The sequence below is a fragment of the Paenibacillus sp. TSA_86.1 genome (assembly GCF_052691815.1).
Genome location: NZ_JBQZGE010000002.1, coordinates 240,539 through 258,126, shown reverse-complemented (window position 1 = coordinate 258,126; position 17,588 = coordinate 240,539). Strand labels below are relative to the sequence as shown.

The 17,588-nt window shown below is 42.6% G+C and carries 15 protein-coding genes; 13 read left to right on the top strand and 2 right to left on the bottom strand.

What is annotated here, in order from left to right; all coding sequences use genetic code 11:
* Positions 1-69: 69 nt before the first annotated feature.
* Both ACUTVW_RS07315 and ACUTVW_RS07310 read left to right on the top strand, forming a co-directional pair.
* Complete coding sequence (locus tag ACUTVW_RS07315; RefSeq protein ID WP_445645170.1) at positions 70-1,302, top strand: cytochrome P450 family protein; 1,233 nt, start codon at positions 70-72, stop codon at positions 1,300-1,302.
* Positions 1,303-1,434: 132 nt separating this feature from the next.
* On the top strand, positions 1,435-2,205 hold the full coding sequence (locus ACUTVW_RS07310; protein WP_445645169.1) for an SDR family NAD(P)-dependent oxidoreductase: 771 nt from the start codon (positions 1,435-1,437) through the stop codon (positions 2,203-2,205).
* Positions 2,206-2,372: 167 nt separating this feature from the next.
* Here the strand turns inward: ACUTVW_RS07310 and ACUTVW_RS07305 are convergent, their stop codons facing one another.
* Complete coding sequence (locus ACUTVW_RS07305) at positions 2,373-3,602, bottom strand: cytochrome P450 (protein WP_445645168.1); 1,230 nt, start codon at positions 3,600-3,602, stop codon at positions 2,373-2,375.
* Between the two features lie 652 nt (positions 3,603-4,254).
* Between ACUTVW_RS07305 and ACUTVW_RS07300 the strand changes: the two genes are divergently transcribed.
* The 11 genes from ACUTVW_RS07300 (at position 4,255) to ACUTVW_RS07250 (ending at position 16,160) form a co-directional block, all read left to right on the top strand.
* On the top strand, positions 4,255-5,850 hold the full coding sequence (locus ACUTVW_RS07300) for a sensor histidine kinase (RefSeq protein ID WP_445645167.1): 1,596 nt from the start codon (positions 4,255-4,257) through the stop codon (positions 5,848-5,850).
* Positions 5,843-7,435: a response regulator transcription factor gene (locus ACUTVW_RS07295; RefSeq protein ID WP_336120069.1), complete on the top strand. Its 1,593-nt coding sequence runs from the start codon at positions 5,843-5,845 to the stop codon at positions 7,433-7,435. The genes ACUTVW_RS07300 and ACUTVW_RS07295 overlap by 8 nt, the downstream gene beginning before the upstream one ends.
* Positions 7,436-7,629: 194 nt before the next feature.
* A complete protein-coding gene (locus ACUTVW_RS07290) occupies positions 7,630-8,919 on the top strand; it encodes an ABC transporter substrate-binding protein (RefSeq protein WP_336120070.1) in 1,290 nt (429 codons plus the stop codon).
* Positions 8,920-8,985: 66 nt separating this feature from the next.
* Positions 8,986-9,906, top strand: coding sequence for a carbohydrate ABC transporter permease (locus tag ACUTVW_RS07285; RefSeq protein ID WP_336120071.1), 921 nt, complete (start codon positions 8,986-8,988; stop codon positions 9,904-9,906).
* A 2-nt stretch (positions 9,907-9,908) separates the two neighbouring features.
* Positions 9,909-10,730, top strand: coding sequence for a carbohydrate ABC transporter permease (locus ACUTVW_RS07280; RefSeq protein WP_336120072.1), 822 nt, complete (start codon positions 9,909-9,911; stop codon positions 10,728-10,730).
* A 26-nt stretch (positions 10,731-10,756) separates the two neighbouring features.
* Positions 10,757-13,162, top strand: a complete 2,406-nt coding sequence (locus ACUTVW_RS07275) for an alpha-L-rhamnosidase-related protein (protein ID WP_445645166.1) — start codon at positions 10,757-10,759, stop codon at positions 13,160-13,162.
* Positions 13,159-13,431: an MFS transporter gene (locus ACUTVW_RS07270; RefSeq protein WP_336120074.1), complete on the top strand. Its 273-nt coding sequence runs from the start codon at positions 13,159-13,161 to the stop codon at positions 13,429-13,431. The genes ACUTVW_RS07275 and ACUTVW_RS07270 overlap by 4 nt, the downstream gene beginning before the upstream one ends.
* Before the next feature lie 80 nt (positions 13,432-13,511).
* On the top strand, positions 13,512-14,267 hold the full coding sequence (locus ACUTVW_RS07265) for a phosphotransferase family protein (protein ID WP_336120075.1): 756 nt from the start codon (positions 13,512-13,514) through the stop codon (positions 14,265-14,267).
* Positions 14,268-14,648: 381 nt separating this feature from the next.
* On the top strand, positions 14,649-14,855 hold the full coding sequence (locus ACUTVW_RS07260; protein ID WP_336120076.1) for a hypothetical protein: 207 nt from the start codon (positions 14,649-14,651) through the stop codon (positions 14,853-14,855).
* Positions 14,856-14,880: 25 nt separating this feature from the next.
* A complete protein-coding gene (locus ACUTVW_RS07255; protein ID WP_445645165.1) occupies positions 14,881-15,756 on the top strand; it encodes a DegV family protein in 876 nt (291 codons plus the stop codon).
* Positions 15,757-15,827: 71 nt separating this feature from the next.
* Positions 15,828-16,160 (top strand): Asp23/Gls24 family envelope stress response protein, encoded by a 333-nt coding sequence (locus ACUTVW_RS07250; RefSeq protein WP_336120078.1) that lies wholly within the window; start codon positions 15,828-15,830, stop codon positions 16,158-16,160.
* A 981-nt stretch (positions 16,161-17,141) separates the two neighbouring features.
* Here the strand turns inward: ACUTVW_RS07250 and ACUTVW_RS07245 are convergent.
* The gene (locus ACUTVW_RS07245; protein WP_445645164.1) at positions 17,142-17,459 is read right to left on the bottom strand and encodes a hypothetical protein; all 318 of its coding nucleotides are present in this window, start codon (positions 17,457-17,459) and stop codon (positions 17,142-17,144) included.
* Between the last annotated feature and the right edge of the window lie 129 nt (positions 17,460-17,588).

Genomic DNA, 17,588 nt, shown 5'->3' with positions numbered 1-17,588 from the left:
GTCAAACTCCAATTATGATAGTCTTTATATTGAATTAATACTTAAACTATCATTTTGGGAGGCGTTACGATGTTTACCAATGAAAATCAAGGCCGTTCCAAGTCCGAAGTTGATTTCTTGAATCATTCTTTCATTCAGCAACCTTTCCCAGTCTACGAAAAGCTGCGTGCCGAAGAGCCTGTTCATCGACTTTTACTTCCTAGTGGACATGCTGCCTGGATGGTTACCCGATATGAGGATGCCGTCAACATTTTGCAGGATGGCCGCTTTGTAACCGGAATCCTTCATAATAATAACAATGAAAAGGAGGAGACACTTCCTCCGCATCAGGCGATTATTTCACGAAATCTGATCAGTGTTGGTCCTGAAGATCATCGTCGACTGCGGCGCTTGATTCAGAAGGCATTTACTCCCCGTATGATTGAGAGGCAGCGAGGACGAATTGTGGAAATAAGCGATCAATTGCTAGACAAGATTCAGGCAAGAAACACTCTGGAGTTTGATTTGATTGAGGACTATGCCTTCCCGCTGCCCATTATCGTTATTTGTGAAATGCTAGGCGTTCCACTGAAGGATCAAGACAAATTCAGAGCTTGGTCCAACACCATTATGGAGAGTGTCAGCAATCCACAGATGAATCAGGAGAGCGATGAAGTAATGAAGGCTTTTGTCGATTACTTACAAGAACTGATCAAGGAGCGGCGTAACCATATTCAAGAGGACCTCATCAGCGATCTCATCAGCATAGAGGAAGAAGGTGACAAACTAACGGAGCAGGAGTTATATGCACTTGTATTCGTACTCATAATTGCAGGGCATGAAACAACAGTGAACCTGATTGGGAACGGTATGCTGGCGTTGCTGGAACATCCACAGCAAAAGCAACTACTTATGGATGATCCTGATCTGATTCAAGCGGCGGTTGAGGAAGTGCTGCGATTTAATGGGCCAGTTGAAATAAGCAATGTACGCTGGGCAGCGGAAAATGTGGAGTTTCAGGGAATGCAAATTCACCAAGGAGACATGATGCTTGTCGCATTATCCTCTGCGAATCGTGATTCCAGTCAATATGAAAAACCCGATACGTTTGACATTACTCGCAAAGTCAATGACCACATTGCTTTTGGGAAAGGGGTTCATTATTGTCTTGGCGCTCCACTTGCGAGACTCGAAGGCGAGATTGCGATCAACGCTTTACTTCAACGGCTACCGGAGATTCGGTTAAATACAGATCCGGAACTGCTGGAGTGGAGGCCAGGTATGATCATTCGGGGACTCAAAGCGTTTCCGGTCGCATACTAAATTCTGAACGTGCGGTTGATTATCAGCCATTCAGTGGGTTTCATGCGATAAAACTAACTAAACAGCATGGATATGTTGACAGAGGAAGCAACGATGACTTTAGACCATGAATTAAGGTGGAGGGGTTGAATTATGGGAAAACTAATGGGTAAGGTTGCCATTGTAACGGGTGCAGGAGGAGGACTGGGCAGCTACATCGCTCTACGTCTGGCTGAAGAGGGCGCATCATTAATGCTTACTGATATCAATGGCTCGTCATTAGAGGAAACCGCTGCACGTTGTGAACGTGCAGGGTTTTCGGTTCTTGCCAAGACTGCTGATTTGTCTGAGCCCAAGCAGGTCAAATTACTGGTTGAAGATACGATTAAGGAATTTAATACCATCGACATTCTAGTCAATTTGGCAATTGCTATTCGGACACCTCATTCCTTTCTGGAACATGAATTGGATACACTTGATGAGAGCTACCAAACAGGACTTATATCCACTTGGCTCATGATGAAGGAAAGTCACCCGTATTTAAAACAAGGTGGAGGAAAGATCATTAATTTTGGCTCAGGAGCAGGTTATGACGGGCTTGAGGGGTATGCCGCATATGCTGCCATTAAAGAAGGAATACGAGCGTTGTCGCGTGTTGTTGCCCGAGAATGGGGCAAGGACAACATCAATGTGAATGTCATAAATCCTGGAGCCCTCACGGATGGAATTCGCGCACATCTGGATGCGCTGCCCGAAGATCAGCGTGACCCGCAGCTGCTGGGTTTCAAGCCCACTGCAATCGGTCGTTATGGGGACCCTTATGAAGATATCGCTCCGGTCGTTGCTTTTCTGGCAAGTGAAGATGCCAGACATATAACGGGTCAAACCTTTTTTGTCGACGGGGGCTCAATTATTAACGCATAGAAACAGAAGCCATTTGACGAACGGTAATTTATTTAAAAAGTGAATTGAGAACTTACTAACATAAAATTCAAGACGCGTCCTAATTAATTCAAATAAAATCATCATACCAAAACGACCGTTCCCTCAGTGTTCGAAAGAGGAACGGTCGCTTATTTTATGGAAGAAAATTAAATAATACTTCTATCCAAAATTTTTAATTCTACAGGTAAAGTAAGTAGATTTTGTGTTCCTTTGTGTAAATGAAGCGCAGGATTAAAGGCTTCAGTTTCAACAATATCAGCAAAGGTTTCTACGAAACACTCTAATGCTATTTGAGCTTCAAGACGTGCTAGAGGGGCTCCTAGACAAAAGTGAGGGCCTTTCCCAAAGCTAAGATGCTTGTTACTATTCTCTCGGTGTATATCAAACTTGTTTGGTTCCGGGAATTGCTGTGCATCATTATTCGCGGCTCCAAGCCATACAACAATGACATCACCTTTTTTCATAGGGACACCCAACACATGGCTATCCAATGTCACTACCCGATCTAGTGTGATGGGGAAGCGATAACGCAACGTTTCTTCAATGGCATTGGAAATAAGGCTACGATTGGAGAGAATCTCCTGATAAATTCCTTTTTGTTCATACACGAAAGTATAAAACATATTAGCGAGTAAATTGGTTGTTGTTTCATTGCCGGCAGCAAGCAGACCCAAGCTGAAGATTACCACTTCCTCATCTGTAAGTTGTGTCCCCTCATACGCTGCAAGAGTTAAATCAGAAATAATATCCTTCTCAGGATTTTGACGTTTTCCCTTAACAATGGGAAGCAAATATTCGTTGAATTCCGACATCGCACGGTATTTTCTTTTGGCTTGATCCGTAACGTTGACCTCTGAATTAGGGAAAAACAAAATATCGGACCAGTTCTTTATATGATGAAGATCTTGTCTTGGTGTGCCTAACAAATCAGAAATGACCGTGACGGGAAGAGGAACGGCAAGATCACTGACAATGTCGGGCTTGTTCATCTGTTTCATTTTATTAATTAATTCTTTTGCGATGTTCCTGATTCTTGGTTCCCACTCCTTTAGACTTCTTGGGGTAAAGGCACTGGATACCAGCTTACGTATATCACGTTGAATAGGAGGATCGGTAGAATTGATATCTACACGTGTAATGACTGGTGGAATAGGTGACACACTTCTTTTCCGTATACTTGAAAATAACTTGAAGTCACTAAGCACCATGTTCACATCATCATAGCGAAATACGTTCCAGACGTTTTGCTTCTCATCATAATATATCGGATTATTGACAAGCATATCGTGGTACCAATCATAGGGATTCCATAATTGTTCAGGAGTTTGTAACTTGGATATCTCATGAATGACGATACTACTCTGTTCTGAGTTCATCTTTCCAACACCACCTCTGATTTTAATATGACAAGCTTCGATGTGATATTCTGACTATCATTTGCAATTAAACCTTATCACAAAAATGTATATAAATTCAAATAATATCCTTTTAAACGATATTCAAACGTAATAATTAGGTTATCCAATGTTCACAATCTTTCAAATTGCGTTATCTAACCTTAAGAAAGAGTTATTTCAATCATTTTGTCTCCAACATAGTATAAATATGAAAGCCTTCAAGACGTTGTGAATGCTGGGAGGAGGTATTATGAGAAAGAGCCGGCATAATGATTTTATCCATAAATATATGATACTGGTGAGGTACCCGTTTTTACGGATACTGCAGAATTGAAGTCTGGCTGATTGTATCTGGCCCTTCAAGCATTTCATCCAATAGACAAAGAGAGAGCTTTAAAGGAACCGGAACCATTCGCTATAAAGAAGACAATGATGTCGAAAAAATTGACCCTAATTGGGTCAGTCAAGCAGCATAGGAGGTATAGAAGAATCTTACATGAGAAGGCCCCTTACCTATCTACCTGGATATAAATGGTTAATTCGTCGATGGAATAATTGGAATCTGACTAAGAAGCTGCTCCTATTTTATTTGCCCTTATTTGTTCTCCCCTCTATTGTTGGACTAAGCCTCTTGGCCCAGAACTATAATGCTGCGATCCGTACCAATGCCGAGTCATATTCCGATTCGATTACGAGCCTGACTGTAGACAAACTGGAAGCAACCATTCAGACCTATAATAATGTGAGTCTGCAGATTTTAACCTCAGATGAAATAGGAGCAATACTGTCTGAACCGGTCCATAACGAATTTGAAAAAATTGAAATTCAGCAGCAACTGGAGCGAAGCGTGCTGCCGATCATTGGCGGACTAGACAGCAACCGTATTAAAGGATGTGTATTTGTTACTGACAACAGTACCTTTGTCATCGGCCAAGATGAACAAGAGCCTTTAAGTGAGAAAGGAAAGGCAAATGCGGTTACAGCCAATGGGGCACCTTATTGGGATTCTGTAAGGTCAGGTTTTCCTACAAACGATGATGTAAGTGCTTTCAGATTAGGACGAGTCATTAAAGATGAGAACTTCCGACCTATAGGATATTTTTATCTTATTGTTTCTTCTAATGTATTCAGGGACGTTCTTAGCTCCGCTATGGCAGGTTCCAATACTGCTTTTTTCCTTAAAGGTCCGGATAAAGTGCTGCTTCAAGAATACGGAATACAGGAAGATACCTTTTCTGAAGTTTTACGTCTTGAACAAAGTCTTGATTACAATGAATGGACGCTTACAGCTGAGTATGCTCTAAATACAGTGTATGCCACCGTATACCGAATGAGTGTTTTTGCTGCTTGGCTGGCCGGGGGAAGTCTGGTCCTTGGTTTGGTTGCCTCCTACCTGATTCGTACCGACATTGCTTTGCCGATCACGAGGCTTCTTGCCAATATGCGGAGAGGATTGCGCGGCGAGAAGCCTAACTCCCTTACCAAATTCAGAGGGGCCAGAGAAATTACGCAGCTGAATGAAACCTTTATTTCTGTTATGTATGAGATCTACAATCTATTGGGTGAAGTGAAGGCCAGTGAAGAACGCAAACGGCAGGTGCAGTTAAAAGTGCTCCAAAATCAACTTTCTCCTCACTTCATCTACAATACGTTAAATACCATCCGGTGGATGGCCATGATACGAAAACAGGATCATATAAAAGAGATCGTAGATGCATTGAGCAATCTGTTGAGATACTCGATCAGAGACACCAATGAACTTGTTTCGCTTGAAAACGAAATTAACGTCATGCGTGAATTTGTCAAGATTCAACAAGTACGTCATCAAAACTTTATATTTCAGGTCGAACTGGAGGATGAGGCGAAACCGTATCGGCTGCTTAAATTTTTGATTCAACCCCTCTTAGAAAATGCTATAGTTCATGGTTTGTCGTCTGTTGATCATTCAGCACAGATTCGTCTGGAGGCAAAAGCAGAGAATGGGATGCTTAGTATTCGGGTATGGGACAATGGCAGCGGAATCGGTCAAGAGCGCTTACATGAAATCAAGCAGGTTATGAGCAGCGGAACTGGAAGCCACATCGGATTATTGAGTGTGAAAGAGAGGATTGAAATGTTCTATGGTCCTGCCTACGGAATGAACATTACGAGTGAACGGGGAGCAGGCACTACTGTGGAGTTAAAGCTTCCTATCTTGAAAGAAGGATGGCCAAACGAAAATGATTAAAATCGCGATTGTAGATGATGAATCCCTGGTTCGGGTTGGATTTCAGACCATCATTGACTGGAATGAAAATGGCTATGAAATACAAGGTGTTTATCGGAACGGCAAGGAGGCATGGGAGGCCTTTTCTACAGATGGTTACCCCGAAGTGCTGCTGACCGATATAAGAATGCCTGAAATGGATGGTCTAGAATTGATAAGACGGATTAGAGAGACGGATAAAGAGATGATCATTTTAGTCCTGAGCAGCTATGAAGAGTTTGAATATACGAGAAGATCAATCCAATTGGGTGTTCAAGACTATATTCCCAAGCATCTGTTCGACCCAGATGAATTGATTTCAACACTGACCCGATTATCAGAGAGACTCTCCTCAAAGGTTCGCGCTAGACAGAGCCGGGCCAATGCCATGGATGAAGAAAGGCAGCGATTGATGACACAATCCAGAATACTTCCGGGTATCGTTGCTTTTCCGGTGGATTTCTATCACAAAGAGTACCCTTTGCTTACAGACCTGTTGAAAGAATCTGCTTTTGTTTGTTGGGTTGCAATCCGTATTTGGTCAATGGATCACTCAGGCAACGATGACGACCAGACTGCCTTGGGATTTCTCCTACAAGATCTTATGAATAAAACGACACATGCAATTCCTCTTGGCTTTGATCAAGGCTTTTTTCACGGATTACTCTTTAGTCGAGAAACTGGACCGGAAGAAACAACGATGATGGCTGGTCTGGTAAAAGAATGGATGGACACAGTGAAGCAGAATCTTGCCATTACAGTATCAGTTGGTATGTCTGAGCATCTGACCTTTCAGAAGTGTAAAGTGATAAGAAACCAAGCAGAGCAAATGATTGACCGATCCTTTTTCAGCGGGCCAGGCTTGTACCGCTTTGATGCGAGTCTAAATGTTGTTCAGGAGCAGCTGGACATCAAGTTTCAACAATGGCAGCAGCAATTTATAAGCATATTGAATTCTTCAGAGGAAGAGTTGGCGAAGTGGCTTGACGCCGTGGGCAGCGAACTAGAGACACGTTATTCTCCCGATACTGCGTTCCGTTTGGTCCAGTGGATGCTTAAAATTTATCAAAATGATCCATTGCACATAAATATGCGGATTGATACAGAGAAGTCCGATTTTATGACCCTCCCCTTTTATTCAGTAGATTCCATGCGAACATGGGATGAATTAAAGTCCTGCTTTTTACAGACGATTAGACGGTTCAATGACTTATCTACCACTGCCAGGATGAAAACGCAAACATGGCTGGAGCCGGTTTTTCGTTATGTAGAAGCACATTTCGCCCAAACCATTCGGCTTGAGGATGCCGCAAGCTTAGTGAATTTAAACATTCATTATTTCAGTCATCGATTTAGTCAGGAAATGGGGATGACGTTTCTTGAATACCTGACCCAGGTTCGTATCCGTAAATCTATCGATCTCATGAAGCGATACTCGCTTTCTGCTGAAGAGGTAGCTTCCCGTGTGGGATATCCAAACCCGAATTATTTCGTGAAGGTGTTTAAAAAAGTTACCGGTATGACCGTTTCTGAATTCAGAAACTCGACTGGCTTCTCATCTAATTAAATGGAATGTTCATCTAATAATTTGGAATGACGATCAACCGGGACATCACTGTTCCGGTTTTTTGCCCTACATCAAATGCAACTATCCAATAATGTGGAATCATAAACAAAAACTTGTTCATGGAAACGCTTTATTTTGTGAACTATGATTATTACATGCTTACAAACCGTTAGACACGAAGGGAGAAATAAAAAATGAAAAAGGGGTTATTCAGAAAAGCACTTCTTGCAGTGACAAGTGTCTCCATCTTGCTGCTGGCAGCATGTGGCGACAACACAAACAGCTCTTCACCTGATCAAGGCAGCAAAGCCGGAACCGAAAAACAAGTGGAACTAACCGTGTGGGGAGACCAGTCTAACCAATCATCGTTTGAGGCGGGATTTACCGCAATCAATCAAGCATTTGAAGAAGAACATCCGAATATCAAATTAAACTTTCAATTCTCAGGGTCAGAGACAGCGATCGATACGGCTGTTAAGAGTAACTCGCTGCCGGATGTGTTCTATGTTCAAGGAAACAAGACGCCTAAAATGAAGCTGTATGTGCAGAGCGGTGCATTGCTTAATCTGGATGATTACGGGCTCGATACCAGCCGTTTCGGGGAAGACCTCATGGAATACGCGAAGGTGGACGGAAAACTATATTCCTCGCCTCCGGCCTTTATGGACTCTCAGTTGATTTATTATAACAAGGACATTTTTGAAAAGGAAGGATTGCAGGCCCCGGCAACCTTAGATGAATTTATATCGTTGGTCGCAGCAATAAAGGATAAGGGAATAACCCCCTTCAGCGTTCCCGGTAAATCTGAATTCGAGCGGGCTTGGCTTGCCTTTGCGCTAATGCCTGCTACCGCTGAGAAAGCATTAACCAAGATTAATGAGGGGACTGGTTCTTTCAAAGACCCAAGCATAATTAAGGTATTCCAAACGATCAGAGAGTTCGCCGATAAAGGTTATTTCACCAAGGATTTGGCCTCTGTAGACAATGCCGGTGCCCAGCTCGCATTTACTAACGGCAAGACAGCAATGATGGCAGATGGTACCTGGAATGATCCAACCTTCGTAGGCGCTGGAATAAACCTCGGCAGATTTTATATCCCGACAGTATCTGGTGAACGCATTGCTCCGCAAAGCTTCAGTAATGCGACCACTTTTGCCGTATCTGCTGGAACCAAGCATCCGAAAGAAGCAGTCGAATATGTAAAGTTTCTGTCCAGTCAAAAAGCCCAACAGCTGTTTGAGGATGAAACAGGTATGGTGCCGGCCCTGCAGGATATCACGCCTAGAGATGAGGGAGTCAAAGAATTGAGTGCGTTTGATTCCCTGGGTCATAATATTTATTCCGTATTAACGAACATATCAACAGAAGAGATCAAGTTGAATGATATCTTTCTTCAGCAAGTAATGCCGCAACTGTTAACCTCTCATATTGATGGTCAGCAAGCTGCAGACATGCTGGAAGAAGCGCTGCTCCGTACAAAATAATCAGAACGATTTTTGGACGGTTAAGCCGAGCTGCTTAACCGTCCAAATCATTTGGAGGCGATCTAGATGTTGCAGTGGCTTGGAAAGAGACCTTATCTGTGGTTTATATTACCCGGTTTTATTCTGTATTCTATTTTCGTGATCTATCCCATTTTCTCAGCTGCCCAGCTTAGTCTGTTTCAGTCAAACGGTTTTAGTGAGAAGGTGTTTGTAGGCTTTAATAATTATATTGAATTGTTCACTAATTCGGAATTAAAACGGCAGTTCTTAAATGCGCTTAAAAACAATGCAATATTAGTCGTGCTTAACGTCGGGCTGCTGATTCCTATACAGCTTTATTTTGCCTATGTAATTTATACACGTGTAAAAGGGTACCGCTTTTTCCAAACAATGATCTTTGCTCCGCAGTTTATTACCACTAGCGTTATCGTATTTCTGGCTACGCTAGTTTTTGACCAGAATATCGGTATTTTCAACGAGTTTCTCCAGCTAATCGGGTTAGGGGAACATGCTCGAAATTGGTTAGGGGTTCCGGGCTACGAGGTCCTTACCTTGTTTATTATGAATGCTTGGGCCGGTGTGGGCTTCAGTATGATCTACTTCGTGGCAGCCATGAAGATGCTGTCCGACGAAGTGATGGAAGCTTCTTATCTGGACGGAGCCGGCTACTGGAGACGGTTCTTCTCGGTCATTATACCGCAGATCCGTTCCAGTATCGTAAATATTGCTATGATCAGTTATATCGCTGCCATGACCTTATTTGATTTCAGCTATTTGCTGGGAGGGGTAAGCGGCGGTATTAACAATTCGATGGATGTGATGACACTGTTTTTCTACAGAATTACTTTCGGAACGAATGGCGCGATGGGAGGAACGGTAAGCACAAACTCCGTAGGTATGGGGACTACCATTGCCGTCGTCATGTTTGCCATCATCTTTGTGGTTGCTTTGATTCAGCTAAGATTCACTTATAAGGAGGAGAAATGATCATGGCTGATATCAAAAAGCTGTATGTAACAAAGCTGATCCTCTGGATGTACTCTTCCTTCACCTTACTCATCCTTGGGTATCTTACATGGAACTCATTTCGCACCAAGCAGGATGTACTGTCCAATACACTGGGCTGGCCCAAGTCCTTTACATTGGAATCCTATGTCAAAGTTTTCCGCAACGAACATTTCGGCGTCAATATCTGGAACAGCGTATTTATCCTCATGATGACCATCATCATCATTGTAGCTTTAGCCTCCATGGTTGCTTATGGCTTAGGTCGTTACTCCTTTAAGTTCAAGCAAGGTGTAATGCTGTACTTTTTGATTGGTCTCATGTTCCCTGTCCAGCTCGGTGTAGTTCCCGTATTTTTGATTATCAAAAATCTTGGACTGATTAATTCTCCGTGGAGCGTAATTCTGGTGTTATCAGCGGGTTTATCAATGGCTGTACTGATGCTCACGAACTTCTTCGCCGGCTTGCCAGATGCTCTGGCCGAATCCGCACGAATAGACGGCGCCGGGGAATGGAGAATTTTTTACCGCATTATGTTTCCGCTTGCTTCACCAGTAATCGTCAGTCTGTGCATTATATTGTCCGTTAATATATGGAACCAATTTTTCCTGCCGTTAATTATGCTTCAAGACGACGCAGTCAAAACCATACCGCTGGCAGTTATGAAGTATACATCCAATATTCTGCTTAATATGGATAAAGCACTGGCAACTTCCGTCATTGCAACCATTCCGGTTCTGGTATTATTTTTCATCTTTTCGGAACGAATTATTTCAGGAGTCACTTCAGGAAGTGTAAAAGAGTAATTGATCTGCAAAAAAGGAGGGCACTTATGCGTCCTGATTGGGAAGAAGAGGCAAGCTGGATATGGCACCCTCATTGGAAGGAAGAAGATGAAGCCAAGGGAGGAAGATTTGTCTATTTTAGAAAAATATTTGAACTTCGAAAAGGCAGGCATAACTGCGCGCTTCGCATTTCAGCTGACAGCCGCTACCTGCTTTATGTCAATGGTATACCCGTAAGCCGGGGACCTTGCAAAGGGGATCGGTTCACATGGCATTATGAGGAAGTTGAGGTTGGAGAATACCTGAAAGAAGGCACAAACGTTTTTGCTGCTCAGGTGCTGCGTTATCCTTATGCCGGCGAGGGAAATCAGTCTGTATGGCGTACGCGGCTTCCCGGGCTGTATGTGCATGCAGTTATCAGAGATGAACAGAATACTCAGACTGCAGATGCACATACCGATGAATCCTGGGAATGTATAAAGGATGAGGCGATTACTTTATCCCAAGGCGTCTATACGCAATTTCTCGGAATTTCGGAAGCCGTTGACGGGTTCAAGCGTCCTTTTGGATGGACAGAAGCAGGCTATGTTTCGGAAAAGTGGGAGAAGGCCTCCCGATATGTATTCGATATCGTTCATGGGGAACTGAAACCGTGGGAGTTAAGAAAACGTCCCATTCCTTTTCTCTATGAAACTAAACGCAAATTTGTTGGTATTTCCCAGCTCTCCGCAAAAGGAAGCAAACCTGATTGGTTGGAATTGTTGACGTACGAACGCCCGTTAACGATCGCACCTGATTCAATGATAACGGTAGATCTTGACGCCGGGGAGCTGACTACAGGTTACCTGGAAATGGATTTGTCCGGCGGACAAGGAAGTGAAATCAGGCTGTTGTGCGCCGAATGTTATGAGAATCCGCCCATATCGGTCCCTTGGATACGTGACAAAGGGGATCGGACGGACAGTACAAATGGAGATTTATATGGTGATTTGGATATTTATAGACCTAGTGGCCTGGAACAGGAAAGCGGAGAATTTATAGAGAAATATGAACCTTTCTGGTTTCGCACATTCCGCTATGTCAGAATTGAAATCAGGACGGGAGAAGCACCATTAACGCTTCGTACATTTTCTTACAGAGAAACGGGTTACCCGCTTGATGTCGTCGCCCAATATCGTTCTTCAGATCCTCAGGAAACTGCTTTATGGGATATTAGCATCAGGACACTTAAACGATGCATGCATGAAACATACGAAGATTGTCCGTATTATGAGCAGCTGCAGTATGTGATGGATACCCGCTCCCAAATCCAGTTCACGTATATTCTATCTGGCGATGACAGGCTTGCCCGCAGAACTTTGTTTGATTTCTACAGTTCCTTGCTCCCGGAGGGATTAACACAGTCCCGATATCCTAGTGTATCAACCCAAGTCATACCAGGCTTTTCATTATATTGGATTTACATGCTGCATGACCACATGATGTTTGCGGGAGACCGGGAACTTGTCGAGCGGTACCTACCGGGTGTAGACGCCATACTCGGTTATTTCCACCGGAAGATTGAAGCAAGCGGTCTGATTGGTAAGATGAACCCTCGGTATTGGTCTTTTGTGGACTGGGCTGACGAATGGAAAGAAGAATATGGCGTTCCTGACGCAGCCCGCCAAGGTCCGCTGACGGTTTATTGTCTAATGTATACTTACGCACTGCAAAGAGCTGCTGAGCTTGCTGCTTTTACTGATAGAAGGAGCGTTGCGAAGGAGTATCTTGATCGAGCCGAACGCATGCAGCTAGCTGTAAAGGAAAACTGTATGTCGATCAGCCGGCCTGGCTGCCTTACCGACGGCCCCGGACTGGAGCTTTTCAGCCAACATACCCAAATTTGGGCTGTTCTAAGTGGAACGTTGACAGGAAGAGAGGCCAGGCATGCAATCCTTCACTCGATCGAATGCCCAGACTTTGTATCCTGTTCATTTGCGATGTCCATCTACCAGTTCCGTGCGCTTTCTTTGGTTGGTTTGTACGATAAAGTATATGATTTGCTGGCTCCATGGAGGCAAATGGCGTGCGAAGGACTAACAACATGGATGGAAGATACTGTGAGCAAACGCAGCGATGCCCACGCTTGGGGCTCCGTTCCGATTTATGAATATACAACAGAAACGTTAGGGATTCAGCCTTCTGCCCCAGGCTGCGAGAAGATAAAAATAAGTCCGCAAATCGGCCGCCTTTCACACGCTGAAGGGTGTGCAATGACCTCTAAAGGCATGGTTTCCGTACAATGGCAGCTTGTCGATTCTACATTTCGCATGCATGCCACTTGGCCAGAGGAAATCTCTTGCATGATTGTTTTGCCGAATGGTCAAATGGTAAGAGGAGAAGAGAACGGCGAATTCAGCATCGTAATGGATTGGCAGAATCCATCGGAATCTAAGATGAATGGGAGCTTATGACGACATCGGAGAAAGGTGCAAACAGCTTTGGTATTAAAATCGGTACGGGTCTCGCCGCAGCAATGATCGGTTGGATTCTGGCCATGGGTAATTATAATGGAACATTAACTACACAGCCAGATTCCGCAATAACCAGTATTCTTACCCTTACTGTATATCTTCCTGCAGTTACCTTTGCACTTACGTATATCTTCCTGCGCAAGTATGACATAGATGCGAAGTATCCTCAGATCGTTAAGGAACTGGAAGAACGCCGTAATCAACATTAGGAAGAGATTCAACAGCTCGACAACGATTTACAGGCTATTCAAGTCTGAAAGATGCCGCAAAGCGGGTAAGTGGAGGGACGATGAAGAGTAAAACAAAATTCAGATTATCTGAAACACAAATCGCTAAACTGGTTGAAGTGAATTTCGGAGATGAAGGAAATTTGAGCTCCATTCATGAGTTAAAAGGCGGCATGTTTAATGCAGCATATCTGATCCAAAGAACGGGTGTACTGGAACCGCTAGTGCTAAAAGTATCGTCGTCGCCTGAAACCGAACTGCTCTCTTATGAACATCATCTCATGCAAACTGAAGTGGAAGTCTTTCATAAAATATCCGCTGAAACGTCCATCCCGGCCCCAAGAGTGATTTGCTCTGATTTCAGCAGAAGCTTAATCCCCAGCGACTACTTCTTTATGAGTGCGCTAAAGGGCCAAAGTATGCACAGTCTCCGTAAAAAGCTCAGCCAGACTCAGAAGGAGAACATTAAAAGTAAGTTAGGCGACTATTTTGCCCAGCTTCACCAGATTAGAGGGAATTACTTTGGATATTTCACAGATCAAACGGAACTTCAATTCCCCTCCTGGAGAGAAGCCTATCGTCACATGCTAAAATTGATCCTTGCCGACGGAGAGAGGCTGAAGGTCAAACTTCCTTATGAACGCATTGAGAGGGTAGTTGGTAAGCAGGAGCATTTGCTGGAAGCAGTTACTTCGCCTAGTCTTATCAGCTTCGATCTTTGGCCGGGGAATATTATGCTGATTTTCCGCCGGCATTTCTTTTGTTCAAGGATGTTAGGAAGGAACCGGGGTTCTGGAAGAGCTATACCGGAAGACTAAACGATAATAAAGTGCTTAATTCTGAAGAAATGTAAGTCATTCGGCTGGTTCAATTCTCTGGCAATCCATGGAGAAGATCTTCTGAATCGACCTCATAAATTATCCGTCAAAAAGGGGCTTAATCAAGCTCCTTTTTTGTATTTTTCTTCTATCTTCATCAGGATAACCGATAATTCAATTGGAAAAGTTAACCTTAAATGCATAACTAAGAACTCATTCATAATCGTATATTAACATTGCCCAATTGGGCAGACAGGTATGCCCCTTTGAACGATGTTTTGCAAGATTACCAGACGTACAATATAAATAAGCTTCTAGGTTTATCCTTTGTATAGATAGTCTGTAATGTCATTAAATAAGTAATTATTTGGAGATGATGATATGAAGGAGTATATTAACGCATTGAGTTTAGCTGTATTTCTAACCCTTTTGGGATGTTCGACGACAGAAATTACCTTGGAATCTCCAGCTGCTATCAAACCTGAAAATAAGCCACTTACTTCTTACATTCAGAACGCATCGAAATTAGAAGTTACTTCTACAAAAGAAAAGGATTCGATTTTAGGTTCTACAACCTTAAACAGATAGAAACTGGGTTAAAGGAGGAAAGACAGTGTCCAAAGTGCGGATTTTTGTAGACAGCATCTCGGATGTTCCGGAGGAATGGATTGATAAGTATAACATAGGAATCATTCCATTATACATCGTTTTTAAGGAGTATTCCTATCTTGATCGCATAGAGATCAACGTCCATGACATGTACAACAAAGTTGAGATGAAGGGACAATTGCCGCAGACTTCCACGCCTCCACCAGCTGACTTTTTTAAAGCATTTCGCCCGGTTATTGAGAACGGAGAAGATGTACTGTATATCAGTATGTCTTCTCATTTATCATCAACATATCAAAATGCAGTTACAGCCTCGCGCGAGTTTCCTCCGGGGAGAGTAACCGTTGTGGATTCTCTAAATGTTTCTGCCGGGACAGCCATGATGGTTTTATTAGCCACACAATTAGCTAGTGAAGGTAAGAGCGCTATAGCTATAGCAGAATCGCTTGAAACAATAAGAGATGAAATTCAATTGAACGTACTTGTTAATAATCTCGATTATCTCCATCAAGGGGGATATTTAAGCAATCTTAAACATCTTCTGGGAAATATGCTTAAAATACGTCCGGTTTTATATGTTAGTCACGGAAGAGTGCTATCAGGAGTGAAGTATAGAGGAAACAAACACCGGATAATAAAAAAACTCTTGTCAAGCATACTAAGCCAAATTCATCGCATTGATCATGATCATATTATTATTGCTCAGACATTAGAGAAGGAAACCGCTGAATGGATAAGAAATATTATTCTGGATGAGACTTCGATTAAAAAAGTTCATATCATAGAGGGAAGATGTGCTATATGCTCACACAGTGGTCCTCATAGTATAGCCATCAGTTTCATACTTAAATCGGAGCCCCTTGTTTACACTCAAAGATGAATATTACAAAGGATGAAGGTTAATTCGATTGTTGAAGATATTTTTATAAGGAAAACAAGGAGATGGTAATCATGCTAATTCAAACAGGACTAGGGAAAACTACATTCTCCAAAGAGACTATATCTAAATTTGTAAATATGGCGCTGGATATGACAGATGGGCTTGTTTTAAGTTCGACTTATATCGGATCCATCACTAGCAAATTGACTGGTAACACTGCTGGAATTGAGCTGCGTGAACATGATAAAGGCATAGATATTCACTTAAGCATTATAGTCCAATATGGCATGCGTTTGCATGAGGTATGTAGGGAGCTGCAATATAAAGTGAAAGAAGTAGTAGAGGATTTCACAGGACTGAAAATTATTGCAATTAATCTCAAAATAGATGGTATCACTGTATAATTGTCGGGGGACAAGAACATGTTCCCATTGAAGTCGCTATTTTAGCGGCTTTTTTATTTTATCGGTACAGGTTCTTGTCCCAAGTCAAGGACAAGAACCTGTACCGATTGCCGGAATGGACAAGAACATAGTCCGATTGCCGATTAGATAAATATCTAAACATTGAGCATATCACTTATCTATATGATGAGTTACATTTAGAAACAGCGGTCAATAGAAAAGGACATAAGAAGCAAGCATTTATTGCTCAGTCAGCACAAGAGAATGAGAGAGTTTGGACACTTAGATTTCACGGTATGACCAATCCATTCAGTCTCTTTAAAGTACGCTATGCCATGGGTTTTGATGAGAGTGCGATGCAAGCTGCACAATTTGGACATTTCAGCTCAGAACCAATCTGGTATCACCTGAGCGGGTGCAGTCTGCTTTTAGGTGATGGACAGAATGCCAATTTTGAGCTTGTAGCCTGTCGGGGGACAAGTACATGTTCCCTTTTAAAGTCGCTATTTAAGCGGCTTTTTTATTTTATCGGTACAAGTTCTTTCCTACGATAAGGACAAGAACTTGTACCGATTACCGTATTGGACAAAAACATGTTCCTATTACTGATTTGACGTCTATCTAATTATCATCTTGTCCTTCAATTCATCATTACACTAACTTTATAGATACCAGCGCCAAGACTCCCCTCCGACGGCTTCAAGTAACGCATTGATGACGCACAAGCATCCCTTTCAGTTGTTCTTTTGTAGGACTGACAACGTATTCAGGGATATAGTCAATCAGGCTCTCATCTTTAGAAATGAGGTCATATATATCTTTTTATTGAAATAATCCCAATTAAATAAGAGTATCTTTTTACTTGACAGCAAGTGCCACAGCTTCTGCAGCTCTCCTGTTATTTCCAATTTTCTATTATAAAGTCTGTTTTAAACGACATCAGGCAATGGCATTTTGGCTCGGGTTCACTGACCCTGTTTATCAAGTGTAGATGCCATGATCATTTCCTCTTGCCACAGCACATCTTTTGGCGTGAAGACAACGAAATTTCCGGATTCCCCCTTCGCTTACCAGATTGATCAGGAAAGAAGTTTGTGAACCAAACGGAAAACCTTTGGATGATGCAGCCACATTTGTTAATAAACCAATCACCTTTTGGGGATTATTGTGACCAACTGATTGGTTGTCGTTAAATTCGTTGCCGGGATTACGTATGATGACTTTTGTGTTACTGCTTGTAGTCGGACTTTTCAATGTGAACTGTTCAAATAACCGATTGGAGAACACGGTCCATGACATCGTTAAAGCACCGTTTATACGCCATCAGCGATGCCTCCAGATAAACCAAGTGTTGAGGTTGTAAATCTGGAAAGTGAGCATTTCGTTGATATACTGAGTCTGCATCTGTATATTCCTTATTGACAATAC